General features: G+C 61.8%; 20 protein-coding genes. 11 read left to right on the top strand and 9 right to left on the bottom strand.

Going from position 1 to position 20133, the window contains the following annotated elements; genetic code table 11:
- Positions 1-22 precede the first annotated feature (22 nt).
- From RAS12_RS27685 to RAS12_RS27670, 4 genes are all read right to left on the bottom strand, one after another.
- Entirely contained in the window at positions 23-1012 is a 990-nt protein-coding gene (locus tag RAS12_RS27685; protein ID WP_306943448.1) for a FecR family protein, read from the bottom strand.
- Positions 1005-1487, bottom strand: coding sequence for a sigma-70 family RNA polymerase sigma factor (locus RAS12_RS27680; protein ID WP_306943447.1), 483 nt, complete (start codon positions 1485-1487; stop codon positions 1005-1007). Before RAS12_RS27680 ends, RAS12_RS27685 begins: the two co-directional genes overlap by 8 nt.
- Positions 1488-1588: 101 nt before the next feature.
- On the bottom strand, positions 1589-2365 hold the full coding sequence (tam, locus tag RAS12_RS27675) for a trans-aconitate 2-methyltransferase (protein WP_306943446.1): 777 nt from the start codon (positions 2363-2365) through the stop codon (positions 1589-1591).
- A 162-nt stretch (positions 2366-2527) separates the two neighbouring features.
- The gene (locus RAS12_RS27670) at positions 2528-3514 is read right to left on the bottom strand and encodes a TerC family protein (protein WP_306943444.1); all 987 of its coding nucleotides are present in this window, start codon (positions 3512-3514) and stop codon (positions 2528-2530) included.
- Between the two features lie 106 nt (positions 3515-3620).
- On the opposite strand from RAS12_RS27670, the gene RAS12_RS27665 reads away from it, so the two are divergent.
- The 3 genes from RAS12_RS27665 (at position 3621) to RAS12_RS27655 (ending at position 5672) form a co-directional block, all read left to right on the top strand.
- Positions 3621-4514 (top strand): LysR family transcriptional regulator, encoded by an 894-nt coding sequence (locus RAS12_RS27665; protein WP_306943443.1) that lies wholly within the window; start codon positions 3621-3623, stop codon positions 4512-4514.
- Positions 4515-4598: 84 nt separating this feature from the next.
- Entirely contained in the window at positions 4599-5000 is a 402-nt protein-coding gene (locus tag RAS12_RS27660; RefSeq protein WP_306943441.1) for a hypothetical protein, read from the top strand.
- A gap of 51 nt (positions 5001-5051) precedes the next feature.
- Positions 5052-5672, top strand: a complete 621-nt coding sequence (locus RAS12_RS27655) for a hypothetical protein (RefSeq protein ID WP_306943440.1) — start codon at positions 5052-5054, stop codon at positions 5670-5672.
- Here the strand turns inward: RAS12_RS27655 and RAS12_RS27650 are convergent, their stop codons facing one another.
- Positions 5673-6074, bottom strand: a complete 402-nt coding sequence (locus RAS12_RS27650; protein ID WP_306943438.1) for a hypothetical protein — start codon at positions 6072-6074, stop codon at positions 5673-5675.
- Between the two features lie 167 nt (positions 6075-6241).
- Between RAS12_RS27650 and RAS12_RS27645 the strand changes: the two genes are divergently transcribed.
- Positions 6242-7531 (top strand): XAC2610-related protein, encoded by a 1290-nt coding sequence (locus RAS12_RS27645; RefSeq protein WP_306943436.1) that lies wholly within the window; start codon positions 6242-6244, stop codon positions 7529-7531.
- Positions 7532-7549: 18 nt separating this feature from the next.
- On the opposite strand, the gene RAS12_RS27640 is transcribed toward RAS12_RS27645, so the two are convergent.
- The 3 genes from RAS12_RS27640 to RAS12_RS27630 all read right to left on the bottom strand — a co-directional run bounded on the left by RAS12_RS27640 (position 7550) and on the right by RAS12_RS27630 (position 11584).
- Positions 7550-9919: a TonB-dependent siderophore receptor gene (locus RAS12_RS27640; protein WP_306943434.1), complete on the bottom strand. Its 2370-nt coding sequence runs from the start codon at positions 9917-9919 to the stop codon at positions 7550-7552.
- Between the two features lie 188 nt (positions 9920-10107).
- Entirely contained in the window at positions 10108-11091 is a 984-nt protein-coding gene (locus tag RAS12_RS27635) for a FecR family protein (RefSeq protein ID WP_306943433.1), read from the bottom strand.
- Positions 11078-11584 (bottom strand): RNA polymerase sigma factor, encoded by a 507-nt coding sequence (locus RAS12_RS27630; RefSeq protein WP_306951651.1) that lies wholly within the window; start codon positions 11582-11584, stop codon positions 11078-11080. The genes RAS12_RS27635 and RAS12_RS27630 overlap by 14 nt, the downstream gene beginning before the upstream one ends.
- A gap of 132 nt (positions 11585-11716) precedes the next feature.
- Between RAS12_RS27630 and RAS12_RS27625 the strand changes: the two genes are divergently transcribed.
- Positions 11717-12304 carry a YdcF family protein gene (locus tag RAS12_RS27625; RefSeq protein WP_306943431.1) on the top strand — a complete coding sequence of 196 codons (588 nt, stop codon included), beginning with the start codon at positions 11717-11719 and terminating at the stop codon, positions 12302-12304.
- A gap of 57 nt (positions 12305-12361) precedes the next feature.
- Positions 12362-13405 carry a histone deacetylase family protein gene (locus tag RAS12_RS27620; protein WP_306943429.1) on the top strand — a complete coding sequence of 348 codons (1044 nt, stop codon included), beginning with the start codon at positions 12362-12364 and terminating at the stop codon, positions 13403-13405.
- A 24-nt stretch (positions 13406-13429) separates the two neighbouring features.
- Here RAS12_RS27620 and RAS12_RS27615 read toward each other — a convergent pair whose 3' ends face one another.
- Positions 13430-14764, bottom strand: a complete 1335-nt coding sequence (locus RAS12_RS27615; RefSeq protein WP_306943427.1) for an MFS transporter — start codon at positions 14762-14764, stop codon at positions 13430-13432.
- A 223-nt stretch (positions 14765-14987) separates the two neighbouring features.
- Here RAS12_RS27615 and cyoA point away from each other — a divergent pair, with 223 nt between their 5' ends.
- The 5 genes from cyoA (at position 14988) to RAS12_RS27590 (ending at position 19938) form a co-directional block, all read left to right on the top strand.
- Positions 14988-16031 (top strand): ubiquinol oxidase subunit II, encoded by a 1044-nt coding sequence (gene cyoA / locus RAS12_RS27610; protein ID WP_306943426.1) that lies wholly within the window; start codon positions 14988-14990, stop codon positions 16029-16031.
- Between the two features lie 80 nt (positions 16032-16111).
- Positions 16112-18115, top strand: a complete 2004-nt coding sequence (gene cyoB / locus RAS12_RS27605) for a cytochrome o ubiquinol oxidase subunit I (protein ID WP_306943424.1) — start codon at positions 16112-16114, stop codon at positions 18113-18115.
- Positions 18108-18749 carry a cytochrome o ubiquinol oxidase subunit III gene (gene cyoC / locus RAS12_RS27600; protein WP_306943422.1) on the top strand — a complete coding sequence of 214 codons (642 nt, stop codon included), beginning with the start codon at positions 18108-18110 and terminating at the stop codon, positions 18747-18749. Before cyoB ends, cyoC begins: the two co-directional genes overlap by 8 nt.
- On the top strand, positions 18746-19159 hold the full coding sequence (gene cyoD / locus RAS12_RS27595) for a cytochrome o ubiquinol oxidase subunit IV (RefSeq protein WP_306943421.1): 414 nt from the start codon (positions 18746-18748) through the stop codon (positions 19157-19159). The genes cyoC and cyoD overlap by 4 nt, the downstream gene beginning before the upstream one ends.
- Positions 19159-19938, top strand: coding sequence for an SURF1 family protein (locus RAS12_RS27590; protein ID WP_306943420.1), 780 nt, complete (start codon positions 19159-19161; stop codon positions 19936-19938). Before cyoD ends, RAS12_RS27590 begins: the two co-directional genes overlap by 1 nt.
- The last annotated feature ends 195 nt before the right edge of the window (positions 19939-20133 follow it).

Here is a 20133-nt window from a genome sequence, read left to right as displayed (position 1 = left end):
CGAGCGGCGCTTTACCGGACAATTATTTTCGGCCGATGCGAGCAATGTGCGTGCCGCCGTCGGCCCGAGGGATCACCGCGACAGGCAAGACGCTGGGCAGCACGGCCAGGAAACGCTCCGGTTCGCGCGCCGGAAAGCTGCCCGTCACACGCATCGCCTGCAACGCAGGCTCTGGGTCCAACACAATCGGCTCATCGCGCCAAGCGTTCCATTGGGCCACGGCTTCGGCCAAAGGCGTGGCATCGAACACCAGCCAGCCTTGCCGCCAGGCTTCGTGCATTCCTGCCGGCACGTCACGCACAGCTTCCAGCCCGCCCACGGCCGTGCGCACCATTTGCCCCGGCTGCAACAGCACGCCGTCGCCACGAGCGTCCAGCCCCCATACCCGAACCAGCCCGCGCTCCACCTGCACGCGCATCACCCCTGCGCGCGCGCTGACCGAGAAGGCGGTTCCTACTACCTTTACCGTGCCCCACGGCGTGCGCGCAACAAAAGGACGGCCGGCTTCAGCGCGCACGTCCACATAGACCTGGCCCTGCGTCAGATATAGCTCCCGCGTATCGCGGAAGTAGGCGACGCGCGCGCGTGTGCCCGCATCCACGTCCAGCGCCGTGCCATCGGGCAGGCCCAAAGACCGGACCTCACGCGTGGCCGTCAGGATGTTCAGGCGGTACAGCGCCTGCGGCTCCTGCCAGCGCAGCACCGCGCCCAAACCCAAGGCCAGGCCAGCGCCCGAGAAGGCGCGCAGCAAAGCGCGCCGGTCAGGCGCCACGGCCTGCGGCTTGGGCAGATACGATTGCAATGCGGCGGTCACCGCGCCGTCTGCGGCCCAAAGCCGCTCGGCGCGCAGCCAGGCCGCCTGATGGCGAGCGTCCCGTTGCATCCAGGCGTCCAGCTGCCGTCTGGCGCGATCCGCCGTCGCGGCATCGCCGCCTGTCATCCGGCTCAGATATGTCAGCGCCCGCTCGACCATCACGGGCGTAGGTTCGGTCAGCAGGTCAGTGCTATGCACGGCTGGCTCCGTCTTGCCATGCCGCGCAATCCAGCACCGCGCGTACCACGTGTTTTTCCACGGCGGCAATGCTCAGGTCCAGATGCTGCGCGGTTTCCGCATGGGTGTGACCATAAACGCGCACCATCAGGAATACCTCCCGGCGCTTCCTGGGCATTACGGCCAAACGCGCCAACAGGCGCTCGGCTTCCTGGCGCGCACTGGCCAATCGGTCAGACCCGGGCGCAAGCGCAGGAGAAACCACTGACAACGTGTCCAGCATCGATTGTTCAGCGCGTTTGCGCCGCGCCTCGTCGATGACGAGGTTCTTGCCGACCCGGTAAAGCAGCGCGCGCGGTTCCGCCAACAGCCCCGACCGCAGCTCCATCCCCAAAACGCGGGCGTAGCTTTCATGAACAACGTCGGACGCATTGTCGCGGCAGCGCAGGGCGCGCGTGAAAAAGCCGATCAGTTCTTGGTAATAGCGTTCAAGCACAGGACGGCTCAGTCGGGCGTGCGCAGGGCACAGGCTAATTATGAATGGTTCGCATTATCACACAAGCAAACCACCCCGCCCAAGTGCCCCGCCCGAAGGCGTTATGCCTGCTTCGGCCCCGCCACGATAAACAAGCGCGGGAACGGCAGCAGTACCGTGCCATCAGCCAGCGCGGGATAAGCCTGTTCAATCAGCGACAGATAACGCGCCAGGAAACTGCTTTGCTCCGATGCATCCAGCTTGTCCAGATACGGACGCAATGCGGTGCCCTTGAACCATTCAACGACCGCCGCCGCGCCAGCCAGCGGATGGTGATAGGTCGTGCGCCACACATCGAGCACGCCGCAATGCGGCTTGAGCAATTCGAAGTACCAGGCCGCACTGTGACGCGGCGGATGCTTCACGCCGCCGGTCTTGGCGGCCCACGGCGCTTCGCCCGCCACCTGGCGCGCCAGGCGATGAGCGGGCTCTTCCATGTTGTCAGGCGTCTGCACCGCCAGAATGCCGCCCGGGGTCAATTTGCTGACCAGCCGGGGGTACAGCGTGGCGTGGTCAGGCACCCATTGCAGCGCCGCATTGGCCAGGATCACGTCGTATTGCTGCGGCGGATTCCAAGCCGCGATGTCGGACACCTCGAATTGCAGCGCAGGCAGGCGCTTGCGGGCAGCCTGAACCATGTCGTCCGAGCTGTCCATGCCAGTCACTTCGGCGTCGGGATAGCGGCTGGCCAGCACTTCCGTCGAATTGCCCGGGCCGCAGCCCAGGTCCACGGCTCGGCTGATCGTCTGGTTCGGTATGGCGGCGACCAGGTCACGCACGGGACGCGTGCGCTCGTTTTCAAAGGCGGAATACTGCTTGGCGGACCAACTATTGCTCATGACGGCTCCTGGCCTGATGTCTGTAGTTCTGGACTCTACGCCTAGGAAATCCATATTACAAATATTGAAATTAGCCTTCATTCATATCTAGTAGATATGTCGCACGCATAAAAAAAGCCCGCCGATCAAGATCGGCGGGCTTTGCGCGACGGCTAGCGGCGCTTACTGCGTCTTCAGTTCCGACTCCCGCGTTTTCCACAACGAGAACAGCACGCCGCCCAGAATCAAGCTGAACGTCACGCCCAACGAAATCACCGCGGGCACCTTGCCGATAAAGCCGACCAGAAAGATCTTCGTGCCGATAAAGATCAGAACCAGAGCCAACGCGTACTTCAAGTAATGGAAACGATGGATCATCGCGGCCAACGCAAAATACAGAGCGCGCAGACCCAGGATGGCGAAGATGTTGCTGGTGTAGACAATGAACGGGTCGGTCGTGATGGCGAAAATAGCCGGCACCGAATCCACCGCGAACACCAGATCAACAAACTCGATCAACACCAGCGCCAACAGCAAAGGCGTAGCCCAGCGTACCTTCTTGGACGTGGCGGGGTCCGTTTCCGTCACCACGAACGCATTGCCGCGCAAGCCTTCCGTGACACGCATATGACGCTTTAAGAACTTCAGAATCGGGTTCGTGGCGATGTCCGGCGTCTGGTCGGCAATCATCCACATCTTGATGCCCGTGAACACCAGGAATGCGCCAAAGAAATACAACAACCAGCCAAAATTGCTGACCAGCGCAGCGCCCAGACCAATCATGATGGCGCGCAGCACAATCACACCCAGGATGCCCCAGAACAGCACGCGATGCTGATACTGGCGCGGAATTGCGAAGAAGCTGAAGATCAGCGCGATCACAAAGACGTTGTCCATCGACAGCGACTTTTCAATCATGAAGCCTGTGTAATACGCCATACCGCTGGTGGCGCCCAACTGCCACCAGACCCAGCCGCCAAACAACAAGGCAGCGCTGATGTAGCCAGCGGACAGCAACAGGCTCTCACGCACGCCGATCTCGCGGTCTTCCTTGTGCAGCACCCCCAGGTCAAAGACCAGCAAGGTGATGACGATGCCGATAAATAACAGCCAGCTCCAGGTCGGTGTCCCCAGAAAATCGGCGTTGAAGAAAGTGATCAAAGTGTCCATGAATGCCCCGCTGTGTTCGAAGGCACTCATCATCCGGATCTCGCCCTGATGGAGAAATCAGCCTGAAAGTGAGTTAAGGTTCGGAAAAACCGAAGTGAAACCCATCATGCTCAACTACCGACACTTGTATTACTTCTGGATGGTCGCCAAGGAAGGCGGCTTTTCGCGGGCCGCCGAACGGCTGGATATGGCCATCCAGACCATCAGCGCCCAAGTGCGCGAACTGGAAAAAAACCTGGGCCACCAGTTGCTCAAACCTGCTGGCCGGGGCGTGGCGCTGACCGACGCAGGCGAAGCCGCCTTTGCCCGCGCCGAAGAGATCTTCCAGATTGGTCAGGTGCTGCCCCAGGAAGTGCGTGCGGCCGCCACCAAACCCGTCATCCGGCTGTCTGTCGGACTGTCGGACGGTATTTCCAAACTGGCTGCCCACGCGCTGTTGGGGCCGGTGCTGGACACCCCAGACCTGCGACTGACCTGCCACGAGGGCGAGGTAGAAGAGCTGCTGGGCGAACTCGCCCGCCACCACCTGGATCTGGTGCTGGCCGGGCAGGGCGCGCCCGCCAACCCCAACCTGCGGTTGACGAGCGACCGCCTGGTGTCCTCTCCCGTCGATTGGTATGGCCCTGCCAAGCTGGTGCGCAAGGCCGACACGCAGGATTTCCCGCGCTGCCTGGAACGCCTGCCCGTGCTGCTGCCCACGGGCCACTCCGTGCTGCGTCAAACACTGGACCGGTGGTTCAACGAGCAAGGCGTGTTCCCCAACGTGGTCGGGGAGTTCGAAGACAGCGCCCTGATGTCTGTTTTTGCGGCCCGCGGGCTGGGCGTTTTCCCGCTCAGCCGGCTGGGCGGCGACGACATCGGACTGCTGCGGGGTTTGCGGCCGCTGGCGCGGTGCGACGGCGTGCACGAAGAAATACACGCCATCCGCAACCGCCGCGGCCAGCACCATCCGCTGGTCCAGGCCGTGCTGACGCACGCTAAGACTTCGGTTTTTTCTTAATGTTTGTCACAACCACGCTGGTTTTTCAGAAATAGAATCCCGTCTATCGTGGACCCTCTTTTGAATTATCGGAGTACCACTGCAATGAAAAAAATCATCTGGCTCGCTTTCGCCGTGCTTGCCGCACTCTGGACCGGGCTGGTGGCGCTGACCTTGCAACTGACCGATTGGGTCCTGGCGACCATCGCCACGTCGCAAGTGCCGGGTGCCGCGCTGGACACGTCCCAGTGGGCGGCGCCCGCCTGGGCCGCGGGCTGGCTCGATCCGGCGTGGCTGCAATCGCTGCAAGGCGGTCTGGTCTGGGCCGCACAGGGCCTTAACCAAGTCCTGCCCTTTGCCGGCAGCTTGGGCACCCTGATCTCTGTCGTGGGCTGGATTTTCTGGGGTTTCATCATGGTTGGCCTGCTGGTGCTGGCAATGATCCTGCATTGGCTGGCAGGCAAACGCGAGCAAGCCGCCGCGTCCCCGGGCCGTCAAGTGGTGTAATAAGGCAGGCAACGCGCCGCCCGGCACGCTGCCTCCTACCAGGAGCGTGCCGTGCCCACCCGATCTGTTCCAGCCCTGACCTTGTCTTTGGCAGCCTTGCTGGCCGTTGCTGCCCAGACAACCGCGCAAGCCTCGCCCAGCCCCTATGGCGTCGAGGTCTGCACCGTAACGGGCACATCGGGGCAATACAGCGTCCGCGTGCGCAACACGAGCAGCGCGCCGCTCGCTCGAGTGGACGTCAATGGCGTACAACTGGACGCCGGTGGCCAGCCCACCGGCCCCATCGCCGTGACCTTGACCGACATTCCCCCCGGCAAATACAAAACAGCCATCCTGGCGCGCCACGAAGAATCCGCCGCGTTGGACAGCATTGCCACGTATACCGTCGTCAACGGGAAAGAGGCGCCGCAAGAGGACTTGTTCGCAGGCAAGGTTGCGCATGTCTCACCCGGCTCCGGCTTGCAATACACGCTAGCGCCGCTCGCCGTGCGCGGCTGGACTGTTGCCTATGGCGCGGCAAACTCCCCCAAGCTGGAAGCGGGTAGCGCCGTATTGCTGATTTACCCCGCCCGCCCGGGAAAAAAGCAGGCGACCCGCCCGGAAGCGGGCCGTACGCCATCCGCCGTCGTGCCGCTGGCCCCATGCCCGGGCACCGGCGGCAAAAAGTCCTGATCAGGTGCCACTCAACAGGTCGCGCTCGTTCAGCAGCGCGTAGACGATCTCGGGTTTGTTGTCGAAGCCTCGGCGTATCGCCGCAGGCAGCGCGGTGCGCGTCTTGCGGCACAAGCCCGGCGCGTCTTCCAGCTGGATCGAAATACCTCGCGACGTGCGGACTTCGTTGTCGCTGGGCGTGATCTGGATCACGATGCCCAACTGCGCGTGTATGCGTTGCTGCATGAGCCGCAGGTCTTCAAGGCTGGCAATATTTTCCAGCCGCGCGACCAAACGTTTCTCTTCTTCTTTCGTCAGTTTCAAGATGCGCGGATCTGCTGCGGGATCGGCCAACAGGGCATCGCGGTCGCACACACAGGCGCCCGGCGGACATTCTTGGCGAATCGGAAATGGAAAGTTCATGGCGGAAAGATGCAAAAAACGCAAGCCAGGGCCGCGCAACGGCGCGAGCAAAACCCATCGTTGAATTCTACTCAGGATGACGGGCGGTCTGCCGTTATGAACTGATCGTTTACCCGCAAGCGGCTGCGGTATATTGCCCCACAAATTCTGATTCAAGGAAGCGGACGGTGAAAGGAATTCTGCTTGCGGCCACGCTGGCCATCGTGGGACTGGGCGCAACCGCGACCGGCATCGCGGCCGAAGCGCCGCGCAATGTCCCCTATCAGATCAAGCCTGGCGTATCCGCCACCGTGCAAATCAGCGGCGGCGCCGAGCAGCGCGTCAGCGTGCGAGTGGGCAACGGACCCGACCAGCTGCTGGGTACCTTCGACGACGAAACCATAGACCAGGTGGGATCGGTGGACATCAATCACGATGGCTACAGCGACCTGGTTCTGGGCCAGAGCGGCGGCAGCACGCAGATCATCGCGCGTCTGTTTCTCTACCGCCCCCAAAACGGCACGTTCCAGGAAATCCAGCATCCCGACAACACCAGTCCGTGCCGCGGTTTCGTGAACCCGGTCATCGATCCGAAAAATCCGGTTATCAGCGTCGCCTGCCGGTACGGCGCCGCCAGCAATGGCACCGAGGAATACGTGTTGCGGGCCGACGGCACCGTGCACGCGACCTCGTGGTCCACGCAAGCCCTGTTCGGACTCGATAATGAGCAGTCCGAACTGACTTACCATTTCCGTGAAGATGGCTCCATCGCCAGCATCGATATCGACGGCGATGGCTCACCGCTTGAAGGCGGCATCGTGCCTGTCAGCAAGCTGGATCTGTACGACACGCCAGACGTCAACACTCACCCCGCCCTCGCCGCCAGCCAGGACGAGCCTCTGACGGTCGTGGCGTTGAAACCGCGCGATTGGCTGCAAGTACGCTACACCGGGAAATCCGGCCAAGAGGTCACGAAGTGGGTGCGCTACGGCGACCTGCGCGTGGACAAGCACCAGTACCTGCCGCCAACGCCCGTAATGGAGGGGTTGGAACTGACCTTGTTCAACTACCTGGGCGACTGGGACGACGAATCGGGCGGCCGTTTCACGCTGCGGCTGGACAATCGCGGCACAGCCCCGGTCGAGCTGGCTGCGCCCCGCATCTGGCTATTGCTGATCAACGCCCAGGGCGACCGCATCGTGCATCCGCTGTATCAGCGCAATGCCGACACGCTCGCAGCAGGCGCGAATACCGGCTTGGCGGACGACCCGATCGTATGGCGCAAGGATGAGGACGGCACGTTCACCTACATGGTCAACAACGAGGGCTACAGCTACGTGCCGCTCGTGCCCGATCTGGCGCCCGGCAAATACCGCGCCGCCGTCATCATGACGGACCCCGGTAATCTTGCCGAACCGCTGTACTCAAACGAAGTCAGCTTCGAATTCCCGTTCCCAAAACAGCCGCCAAGGAACTGACGGCTGAGCCCGCCAGCTTCACCAGTAATAGTTCAAGCTGAGCATGGTCTCGCGCTCCATGCCGCGGAACGTATAGGTGTAGTAGCGCTTGTCGAACACGTTGTTGATGTTCAGCGCGATGCGGTAGCGCGGGGTTTCATAGGCCACCGCCAGGTCCGCCAGCGTGAACGCGGGGTTATAGGGCGTCGTGCCATCAGCCGCCGTATTCAAGGGCGACTTGCCGCGATAGCGCACACCCCCGCCCAGCATCAGACCCTGGATCTGATGCGGACGATAGTCCACCCACAAGCTGGCCGTCTGGCGTGCCGTCTGCGAAGTCTGCCGGCCGACCTCGGCCGGGCGGTTGCTTTGGGTCGTACGCGGATTCAGATATGTGTAGCCAGCCATCAAGCGCAACTCACGCGTCAGCGGGAACTTGGCCTCAAGCTCCAGGCCCGTTGACCGGACCTCGCCCGTTTGCACGCTAAAGCGCGGATGATCCGGATCTTGCGTCGTGACGTTCTTCTGACGGATATCGAAGACAGCGGCGGTGAACAGCGCGTCCGTGCCGGGAGGCTGGTACTTCACACCGGCCTCGTACTGTTTGCCTTCCCGCGGCTTGAAAGAGCTGCCGTCAAACTGCTGGCCAGTGATGGGATCAAAGGCCGTGGAATAGCTGATGTATGGCGCGATGCCATTGTCGAACAGATACAGCAGGCCAGCGCTGCCCGTGGTGGCGGCGTCCTTGCTCTTGGGCTGCGTTACGCTGCTGCGCGTTGTGGTCACGAAGTCGCGGCGCAGGCTGACGTTACCCACCCAGCGGCCAAACTTCAACTGATTCAACGTGTAGATGCCCGTCTGCTTCAAGTCGGTTTGCGACTTGTCCAGCTCGGGATAATCCACGTGTTGGCCGTACACCGGCGCGTAGATGTCCAGATTGGGCACGTCCCAGCCGTAACCCAGCGCATCGTGCTCTTGATAGCGCAGGTAGTCCACGCCCATGGCAAACGTATGCTGCACATCGCCCCACACAAAGTCCTTCGAGGCGCGGTTGTCGACGGCCAGCGTTTGGCCATGCGTGCGCTGGGCCAGGCTGCCGCGCGTGACGGTGCGCTTGTCGGCCAGCAGATCCATTGCGTAGATGTGGCGGTAATCAATATCGATTTCCGAATAACGCAGGTTCTGACGCAGCCGCCAGCCGTTGTCCGTATCGTGCTCGAAGGCATAACCGATGGACTTGGTATCGCGGTCAAAGCGGTCAAAATCGGGATCACCCGCTGTGCGATGCATCGGAAGATCCGCGATCTCGGGATACGTGTACAGATTCGGCCACCAGCTTTTAGGTGTTCCGCGTTCTTTCGAGTAGGTGCCCAATACGGTCACGCGCGTCTGGTTGGTGATGTTCCACAACACCGTTGGCGCAACCGAAATGCGGTCGTCACGCGAGCCATCGGTGCGCCCATCGCTCTTGCGGCCCGTCACGTTCAGGCGGTACAGCACCTTATCGTTTTCGTCGAACGCGCCGCCCAGATCCGCCGTCACCTGACGGCGGTTGTAGGTACCGTAGCTGATACCCACGCTGTTGACCTGATCGGGCGCCGGGCGTTTGGACACGACGTTGATCACGCCGCCAGGACGCCCCTGGCCGAACAATACCGACGCCGGTCCTTTCAGCACTTCGATGCTGTCCAGATCTTCCAGGTTGTCGTTCCACGACCCATAAGTACCCGCCGACAGCATTTTCAAACCATCTTTGTAATAGGCGCTGCCATCGCTGAAACCACGAATCACGGCGCCCACCATACGCACATCGCTCGACCCCGACACTTCGGTCTGCACGCCCGGCGTGTAGGCCAGCGCAGCCTCCAGACTACGGGGCGCCTGCGCCTTGATCTGTTCCTGCGTCACGATCGACACCGAGCGCGGCGTTTCGATCAGCGGCACATTCAACTTGCCGCTGGCGCTGGAAAGCGCCACATAGCTGTCTGCGGTACCCACCGCAACGCCGCGCACCGTCACGGGTTCCAATACCGACGCACCTGCGGACTGCGTGCTCAGGGACACGTTGCGCCCATCACGCTGAAACACGATGCCCGTGCCCGCCAGCAAATTGCGCAATGCTTCGTCGGGAGTCAGACGGCCCATCACCGCCGGGGCATTGCGCCCTCGTACCGTCTCGGGCAGATAAAAGATAACAAGCGACGCCTGCTCGCCCAGCTGAATCAGTGCGTCGCCCAAGGGCTGGGCGGTAATGCTGATCTGCACTGGCGCGGTCTGCGCGCCCGCCGCGCCCGGCACAGAACCCAACGCCAGAGCCACGGCAATGGCCAGTGCGTGGCAACTGGCGCCCAAGGCATTTCTAGCGGTCTTGCGCGCAACCGCGCGCTGCTTTACTTGCTTGTCCATCATGAGAAAAATTCCAGTACAACTGCCCGCGCGGTTTGCGCCCGACACCCTTGGCCAAAGGTTGCTTCCAGGGTCGAGATCGACTTGCGTGAACACACCCCTTCAAGGGATAGACGCCGCGATCGGAAAAATACCGGAATGATTCTCGCTAAGAAGTTTGAAACAAAATAATTCTGCGACCAGAGCACACCCTAGCGCGGCGCCAGCACGATCCCGCCATCAGCCGGATACAGCACGATCACGGGTGCGATCTGCGGCAACACCTGCAACACGGACTCGGGTTCATCAATAGGCAATGTCCCCGCCACCCGCAACAGCGCCAACTTCTTGTCGTCGATCCGCAGCGGATTACGCAGATAGCGGTTCAGCTCGGCCACCACCTGCGACAACGGCGTATCGCGAAACACCAGCCTGCCGCGCTGCCATGCCGTGATGGCCGACACATTTTCCTGATGCGGCACGGCAAGCGGCTCGCCTTGCGCGTGGCGCAGCACAAACCCCGCGGTCAGATGGCGAGTGATCCTGTTCCACCACGAACCGGCCGAGAACGCCACGCTGCCCTCTTCCACAGCCAGCGCCACCTCGCTTCCATCACGGCGCACGTTGAACCGCGTGCCCGTTACCCGCACTTGTGATGAGCCCGCCTGCACGATGAAGGGCCGGCCGGCGTCCGGGCTGACCGTGAACAGGATCTCTCCGGACAACAATTCGACCTCGCGCCGGTCCGGATACAAGGCCACCCGCGCCTGCGTGCTGGTGTTCAGCTCCAGCAGCGAACCGTCCGGCAAGGCATAGCGATTGCGTTCGCCCTTTTCAGTGCTGACCACAAGGGTGAATTGGGCCTCCGGCGCCCACAGTCTGGGGCCGAACACCCCTGCCGTCAGCATCAACGCACAGGCGGCCGTCAACCCGACGGCAAACTTGCGCCTTCCCAACCGGGCGGGTTGCGCTTCGCTCTGCGTCAAGATGGCGCGCAATTCGTCTTCCGGCACGCTGTCCGCCACGCGCCATGACGCTTGAACGGACCGGTATTGGCGCTCGTTTTCCGGGTCTGCCGCCAGCCAGGAATCGCGTTGCATGCGTGTCTGTTCATCCAGCGTGCCCAGGCACTCACGTGAAAACCAGTACACCGCCTGGTCGCGGGGCGAGTCAGACGGATGATTAGTGCGGGGCATGGTCCTGCAACCGGTCATGGATGTGCGACAGTGCGCGCTTCATGTATTTTTCCACTGTGCTTTGCGTCAAACCGAGCTTTTGCGCGATCTCGGCCTGGGTATAGCCTTCCAGCTTGTTCCACAAGAAGACTTGCTGGCATTTCAATGGCAATTCGGCCAGCGCACGCTTCAAGGCGTCCGCCAACTGCGCCGCGCGAATCGCCGATTCGGGATCGGACTGTACCGGATGTTCAGCATCCGTCAATTCATCCAGACTGAGCTGCTCGCGCCGCGACTGGCGGCGCATCTCGCCCTTGAGCCGGTTTTGGCTGGCGCCATAGAGATAGGCTTTGGGGTCGAGGACGGCGGCGTCGCCATTGCGCAGCATATTGGCGACGACATCATGCGCCGCATCCTCCGCGTCCTGCCGGCTGCCGGAACGGCGCGTCCACGTCCCGATCAGCTCGCGATAATGAGCGAGCCAGCCTTTGTCTGACGGCGGACGGCGGGACATGGATGAAGACGGAATGAGCGCAACGGGAAGGCCCGCATTATCGATCATGATTCTCATTACCACAAACACATCTTCCGTCTGGTGCAGAATACCTGCCGGACACTTACCCAATTTCTAACCCGTCACCCTTTCATGCCGCCCTACCCGCGCACCTATAAAAACACGTTGTCCCGATGCGCCGCCACCCTGATCGGGCTGGTCTTGCTGGCCGCCGTTGCGCTGATTGCCACGGCGCTCCTTACCCCGGCCCGCGACGCCGATGTTGCGGTCGTGCTGGGGAATACCGTGCAGGCGGACGGCAAACCGTCCGCACGGCTTAGCGCCAGACTGGACCGCGCCTATGCCTGTTACGCGGCATCCCAATGCCGCATCCTGTTCGTCAGCGGAGGCGTGGACCCCAATGGCGCGGACGAAGCTTCGGTGATGCGTGACTACCTACTTGCGCGCGGCGTTCCCGCTGACCACATCGTGACCGACAGCGCGGGCGTGGACACGTGGGCCACGGCCCAACATGCCGCTGCCTATATGCGCGCCAATGGCTATACCCGCGCGCTCGCCGTCACGCAGTATTTCCACCTGCCGCGCACGATGCTGGCCTTGAAACGCATGGGCGTCGCCGAGGTCAGCGGCGGCTACCCACGCTATGCGGAACTGCGCGATGTCTATTCCGTATTCCGTGAACTTCCCGCCGTAGCGCTGTATGCATTCCGGCCGCTATAGTGGCGCTTTCGCAGCCCCCAAACTCCATTCCAGAACCTGCCGCAAGGACACCTTTCCGTGCTGATCTTTCACAATCCCGTCCACGAAAAACATCAAGGCCGCCAGGAAATGTTCCGCGGCAAACTGGTGCCCTGTCACGAGACCGCCGCACGTCTGGAATTTGTGTTGGATGCGCTGCGCCAGCGCAGCATCGGAGAACTGCGCACGCCATCCGCCGCCGATATCGCTTTGATCAAGCGCGTGCACAGCCCGCGTTACGTGGACTTCCTGGCCAGCGCCTGGCAGGAGTGGATTGCGCTGGACCCCGCCAATGCCCAGCTCGATGTACTGCCTTCGGTGTGGCCGGTGCGCGGTTTTCGCCATGACATAGAACCGACCAATTTCGCCGCCCGGGTCGGCCTGTTCTCGTTCGACAGCGGCTGCCCGCTGACAGCCGGCACCTGGGAAGCCGCGACCGCCGGCGCCGCCTGCGCCATCGACGCCGCGCGCGCCGTCTCCGCAACAGGCGGCCCGCGCACCGCCATGGCGTTGACTCGTCCGCCAGGCCATCACGCCGGGGCCGATTTTTTCGGCGGCTACTGCTTTCTGAACAACGCCGCGCTGGCAGCGCAAGCCTTGCGCGACGCAGGCGCCGCGCGCGTCGCCATTCTGGATGTGGACTACCACCACGGCAACGGCACGCAGAGCATCTTCTACGAACGCGGAGACGTGCTGACGGTGTCGGTGCACGGCGACCCGGCTACGGAATATCCGTTCTTTCTGGGTTATGCAGATGAACTCGGCCAAGGCGCGGGCGAAGGCCGCAACCTGAACTTGCCGCTACCCGCCGGCACCGACTTCGGCACGTGGACGCAAGCCCTGCAACAGGGCTTGGCCGCCATCCGCACCTTCAAGGCCGATGCGGTCGTGATCGCGCTGGGGGTGGACACCTACGAGGGTGATCCGATCTCCAAGTTCAAATTGAAGAGCGGCGATTACTTCGAGGTGGGCCGCATGGTGGCCAGTCTGGGCCTGCCCACGGTGTTCACGATGGAAGGCGGCTACGCCGTCGCCGACGTCGGCATCAATGTCGCCAACGTGCTGGAAGGTTTCGGCAACTGACGCGGCAACGCTGGAACGCGCGGATCAATCCCGCGTTTCCAGCACCTTGTTGATGCGCAGCGCTATCAAGGTGCACGCGGCGCCAGACAGCAGATACACGCTGACCGCCACAAGACCGAACCGCGCCGATAGCCCCAACGCCACCAACGGCGCGAACGCCGCGCCAATCAGCCACGCCATATCTGACGTCAGCGCCGCGCCCGTGTAGCGGAAACGCCGCGTGAAGTTTGCCGTGACCGTGCCGGACGCCTGGCCATAGGACAAACCCAACAGCGCGAAACCAATCAAGATGAAGGCATCTTGCGCCACCGGACTGCCACCCAGCAGCCACGGCGCAAACAACGCGAACACGCCTATCATCGCCGCCAGCAGGCCCAAGGTAGTGCGCCGCCCGATGCGATCGGCCAGCCAGCCTGATGCCACTGTGCCCAAAATGCCCAGCACCGCGCCAATGATCTGCACGATCAACACATCCGTGATTTGTTGCGTGGCGCTGACGGCGATCCACGACAACGGGAACACCGTGACCAAGTGGAACAGCGCATAGCTGGCCAACGCCGCAAACGCGCCGATGAACAGGTTGTAGCCTTGCTGGCGCACCATTTCCGACACGCTGATGGGTTCCAGCTCGCCCTCTTCAAGCAGTTGCGTGTATTCCTCGGTGACCACCAAGCGCAGCCGTGCGAACAGCGCCACGACGTTGATCGCGAATGCGACAAAGAAGGGGTAGCGCCAGCCCCAGTCCAGAAAATCGGCCTGCGTCAGCGTGACATGCAAGTACAGGAACAAGGCGCTCGCAATCATGAACCCAACGGGCGCGCCCAGCTGGCCCATCATTGAATACCAGCCGCGGCGGTTGGGCGGCGCGTTCAATGCCAGCAGCGACGGCAGGCCATCCCACGAGCCGCCGAATGCCAAGCCCTGCACGCAACGAAACACGGCAAGCAAGGTAATGGCGTGCGCGCCGATCACGTTGTAGCCGGGCAAAAACGCCATGCCTACCGTGGCCGTTCCCAGCATGAATAGCGCGACAGTCAGCTTGGTGGCGCGCCCCCAGCGGCGTTGTATCGCCATCGACAATGCCGTGCCGATGGGCCGCATGATGAAGGCAAAAGAGAAGATGACGAAGGCCCAGAGCGTGCCTTCCAGCGGGGCTTCAAAGGGAAAAAACACCTTTGGAAAAACCAGTACGCAAGCGATGCCGAATACGAAAAAATCGAAGTATTCAGAGGCGCGCCCGACAACCACGCCGACCGCGATTTCACCCGGGGCAACCTTGGCATGGCTGACGCCGCCGGATGCCGCCCCTCCGCCAGGAATGGGAGAGGGATGAGCGGAATATTGCGTGGTGGTCGACATGGGTTTGCTCACTGTAGGAAGTTCGAAAAGTCGCCTTGTCTACGATCTTGCAAAACGCCGGTGCACGGCTGGCCCATGACGTGCAGAGCCGCAGCCGCAATGGGATACCGTCCTGCCTCGCGTGCCTGGTCCTGCACACTTTTGTTCTTTTTACCCTAGATTTTTCGCGGCTTCCAGCGTAGTGTTGCGTTTACCTCCCACGGTTACGTTTCGGGGTATGGCTATGCCGTCCTTCCCAAGGCTCCGCGGATTGATCCTGATTGCCGCCCTGCCATTGCTCGCCGGATGCAACGCAGTTCTGCTTTCGCCATCGGGCGATGTCGCAGTTCAGCAGCGCAATCTGATCATCATCTCAACCGGCTTGATGCTGCTGATCATCGTGCCGGTGATCTTCCTGACCTTCCTGTTTGCTTGGCGCTACCGCGCCAGCAACAAAGAAGCTCACTACGATCCAGACTGGAACCACTCCACCATGCTGGAGCTTTTGATCTGGGCCGCTCCGCTGTTGATTATCATCGCGCTGGGCGCCTTGACCTGGGTCAGCACGCACCAGTTGGACCCTTACCGGCCCCTTGCGCGCCTGTCCGAAGGGCGCGAGGTGCCAGCCGGCACCAAACCGCTCGTCGTTGAAGTCGTGGCGCTGGACTGGAAATGGCTCTTCCTGTATCCCGAGCAAGGCATCGCCACCGTGAACGAGCTGGCCGCACCTGTCGACCGCCCCATCCAGTTCAAGATCACGTCTTCGACCGTGATGAATTCCTTCTTCGTGCCAGCGCTGGCGGGGCAGATCTACGCCATGCCCGGCATGCAGACCACCCTGCACGCGGTGATCAACCACCCCGGTGAATACGAAGGGCTGTCCGCCAATTACAGCGGGTCAGGCTTCTCTGGCATGCGGTTCAAGTTCCATGGTCTGGACCAGCAAGGCTTTGACAAGTGGGTCGCCGACGCGCGCACTTCCACCGCCAAACTCAGCCGTGACGTGTATCTGAAGCTGGAACAACCTAGCGAGCGCAATCCGGTCCAGCACTACGCCACCGTTGCACCGGGCCTGTTCGACGCCATCGTGAACCGCTGCGTTGAGGGCAACCGCATGTGCATGAAAGATGCCATGGCCATCGACGCCACGGGCGGCATGGGCATACCGGGTGCACTCAATGTCACCACACTGGACCCGGCAACGCGCGAGCGGCTGGGCCTGAGCGACACGCCGCCACGCAAATACGTTGGCGCCATGTGCACGTCCACCGAAGGGCTGGTGTTGTAGCGGCTTGCGCGCAGCCGCCGCGATCCGGACCGGATGATGCAGGGGCTTCATGAAATTGTGGTCTTTACGCTGGAATCGAGATGCCTGATCAACCAGACCTCATCAAGCTGTTCTTCGGTCGCCTGACCTGGGATGCCATCCCCTTTCACGAACCTATCCTGCTCATCACCTTTTTCATGGTGGCGGCCGGTGGCATCGTGGTGCTGGGCTCCATTACGTATTACAAAAAATGGGGTTATCTGTGGCATGAATGGTTCACCAGCATCGACCACAAGAAGATCGGAATCATGTACATGATTCTGGGCATTGTGATGCTGTTGCGCGGCTTTGCCGACGCCATCATGATGCGCTTGCAGCAAGCGGTGGCCTTTGGCGACTCGACCGGCTACCTGCCGCCGCACCACTATGACCAGATCTTCACCGCGCATGGCGTGATCATGATTTTCTTCGTGGCCATGCCGCTGGTCACGGGGCTGATGAACTACATCGTGCCGTTGCAGATCGGCGCGCGCGACGTGGCCTTTCCCTTTCTGAATAATTTCAGCTTCTGGATGACGACGGGCGGCGTGGTGCTGGTGATGATGTCGCTGTTTGTCGGCGAATTCGCGCGCACCGGCTGGCTCGCTTATCCACCCCTGTCCGGCATCATGCAGAGTCCGGACGTAGGGGTGGATTACTACATATGGGCCTTGCAGATAGCAGGGGTGGGAACCCTGCTATCCGGCGTCAACCTGCTGGTCACCATTGTGAAGATGCGCGCCCCCGGCATGACCATGATGCGCATGCCCGTTTTCACCTGGACCGCGTTGTGCACCAACGTGCTGATCGTTGCGGCCTTTCCGGTGCTGACCGCCGTGCTGGCGCTGCTGTCCATGGACCGCTACGTCGGCACCAACTTCTTCACGGCGGACTTCGGCGGCAACGCCATGATGTACGTGAATCTGATCTGGATCTGGGGCCACCCCGAGGTCTACATCCTGATCCTGCCCGCCTTCGGCATCTTCTCTGAAGTGGTGTCCACGTTCTGCAGCAAGCGCCTGTTCGGTTATGCGTCCATGGTGTATGCCACCGTCGTGATTACCGTGCTGTCGTATCTGGTCTGGCTGCATCACTTCTTCACGATGGGGTCGGGCGCCAGCGTGAACTCGTTCTTCGGGATCACGACGATGATCATATCGATCCCAACCGGCGCCAAGATTTTCAACTGGCTGTTCACCATGTATCGCGGCCGCATCCGCTTTGAAGTGCCGATGCTGTGGACGATGGGTTTCATGGTGACGTTCGTGATCGGCGGCATGACGGGCGTGTTGCTGGCGGTGCCGCCTGCCGACTTCGCCCTGCACAACAGCCTGTTCCTGATCGCTCACTTTCACAACGTCATCATCGGCGGCGTGCTGTTCGGCCTGATGGCCGGCATCACCTACTGGTTCCCCAAGGCATTCGGCTACAAGCTGGATGCGTTCTGGGGCAAGTGCTCGTTCTGGTTCTGGCTCGTGGGCTTCTACGTCGCATTCATGCCGCTGTATGTGCTGGGCCTGATGGGCGTCACGCGCCGCGTGAACCATTTTGAAGATATGTCCTTGCAGATCTGGTTCCAGGTGGCGGCCTTCGGCGCGCTGCTGATCGCCTGCGGTATCGCCTGCTTTCTCATCCAGCTGGTGGTCAGCTACCGCAATCGCGAAGCCCTGCGCGACGACTCGGGCGACCCGTGGAACGGCCGCACGCTGGAATGGTCCACATCGTCGCCCCCGCCCGTTTACAACTTCGCCTTCACGCCCCGCGTGCATGACCTGGACGCCTGGTGGCAAATGAAGCAGCACGGCTACCAACGCCCCGAGCAAGGCTTTATCCCCATCCACATGCCCAAGAACACCTGGGCCGGCATTGTGCTGGCGGGCATCAGCGTGGTGATGGGATTTTCGCTGATCTGGCACATGTGGCCGCTGGCCGTGCTGTCGTTTGCGGCGCTGATCCTGGTATCCATCGTTCATACCTTCAACTACAAGCGCGACTACTACGTGACAGCCGATGAGGTCGTGCACGCGGAAGACGCCCGTACAAGGTTGCTCGCGAAACATGTCTGATACCCTGGCCCCCACCCTGCCCGGCGGCGCGCCGGCGCCCGCGGAACCCGTGTTCTACGTCCCGGGCGAACATCACCCCAAGAACGGCACCCTGCTGGGGTTCTGGGTCTATCTGATGAGCGACTGCCTCATCTTTGCGTGCCTGTTTGCAACGTACGGCGTGCTGGGGCGCAACTATGCGGCGGGCCCCTCCGGCGCCGACCTGTTCGACCTGCCGCTGGTGGCAGTCAACACATCCTTGCTGCTGCTGTCTTCCATCACCTATGGCTTTGCCATGCTGGAAATGCGGCGCAACCGTGTCGGCGCCACGCAGGCCTGGCTGGCGGTGACCGGCATCCTGGGCCTGGGCTTCCTGTCGCTGGAACTGTATGAATTCGCGCACCTGATTCATCAGGGCGCGGGCCCCCAGCGCAGCGCCTTCCTGTCGTCCTTCTTCACGCTGGTGGGCACGCACGGGCTGCACGTCACGTTCGGCATCGTCTGGCTGGTGACGATGATGATCCAGGTCCAGATGCATGGGCTCATCCCCGAGAACCGCCGCCGCCTGATGTGCCTGTCGATGTTCTGGCACTTCCTGGATCTGATCTGGGTCGGCGTGTTCACCTTTGTGTATCTGATGGGAGTGCTGCCATGACCGCGCATATGGATCATCTGGCCGATCACGGGGGCAATCACGGGCATGGCCATGACCATCACGACGATGACGACGGCGCCGGTCATGGCACGCTAAAGAGCTATGTGACGGGCTTTGTACTGGCGGCAATCCTGACGGCCATTCCTTTCTGGCTGGTCATGGACGGCGTGTTCGCCACTTCGCGCACCACTGCGCTGGTCATCCTGGCCTTTGCAGTCGTGCAGATCGTGGTCCACATCGTCTACTTCCTGCACATGGATACCAAGTCCGAAAGCGGCTGGAACATGTTGGCGTTAATATTCACGCTGGTGCTGGTCGTAATCACGCTCAGCGGGTCAATCTGGATCATGTATCACTTGAACTCCAATATGATGCCCATGTCCACACACGACATGCGGAATATGCCCTGATGGCTGCAGTAAAAGACACTTCTTCAAGCGACACCCCCCGCAATCCGCGCAGCAAAACCACCCTGGTCATCCTGGGCGTGGTTGCTGCCGCCCTGTTCGCAGGCCTGTGCGCGCTCGGCACCTGGCAGGTGCATCGTCTGGCCTGGAAGCGTGACCTGATTTCGCAAGTGAATCAGCGCGCCCATGCGCCAACCACGCCTGCGCCGGACAAAAGCGAATGGCGAGGGCTGACGTTCAACAACGCCGAATACCGCCACGTGTCCGCCACCGGCACGTATCAGTACGACCGCCAGACGCTGGTGCAGGCTGCCACCGAACTGGGCAGCGGCTACTGGGTCATGACGCCGCTGCAATTGGCCAGCGGCGGCACGGTGCTGGTCAACCGCGGGTTTGTGTTGCCCGCATGGCGCAAGAGTCAGGCCGACACGCCCCAGCCGCCCGCAGAAGCCCGCGTCACGGGGCTGTTGCGCATGGGCGAACCGGGCAGCGGTTTCCTGCGCAACAATGATCCCGCGTCCAACCTTTGGTATTCGCGTGATCTGCCGGCAATAGCCGCCGCCCGCGGGCTGACGGACGTCGCGCCGTATTTCATCGACGCCGACGCCGCCTCCAGCCCCGGACGCGATCCCGCGAAGGAGCCAGTTGGCGGCTTGACTGTGCTGAGTTTCCCGAACAATCACCTGGTCTATGCCATCACCTGGTATGCCCTGGCGCTGATGATCATCGTCGGCGTGGTGATCTTCGCCCGCGAGGAAAAGCGCGCCCGCGGCAAAGCCTGATCCTGACGTAAACAAAAGGCCGAGTCGCCCTTCTGGGCGCCTCGGCCTTTTTTTACTTTAGAACAAAGTTGCCAGAACATCACAGACAATAAACAGAAAATAACGCAATTGTTTTACACTTCGGTCTGGGAACACCGTTCGGCGCTATGCCGAACGTGCTGTTCCTTTTGTTTTTTCCACACCCCAATCCTAGGA

The organism is Achromobacter seleniivolatilans (assembly GCF_030864005.1).
GTDB lineage: Bacteria > Pseudomonadota > Gammaproteobacteria > Burkholderiales > Burkholderiaceae_B > Achromobacter > Achromobacter seleniivolatilans.
Note: the sequence above shows the minus strand (reverse complement) of the source record. Positions and strands in the feature narration are given on the sequence as shown.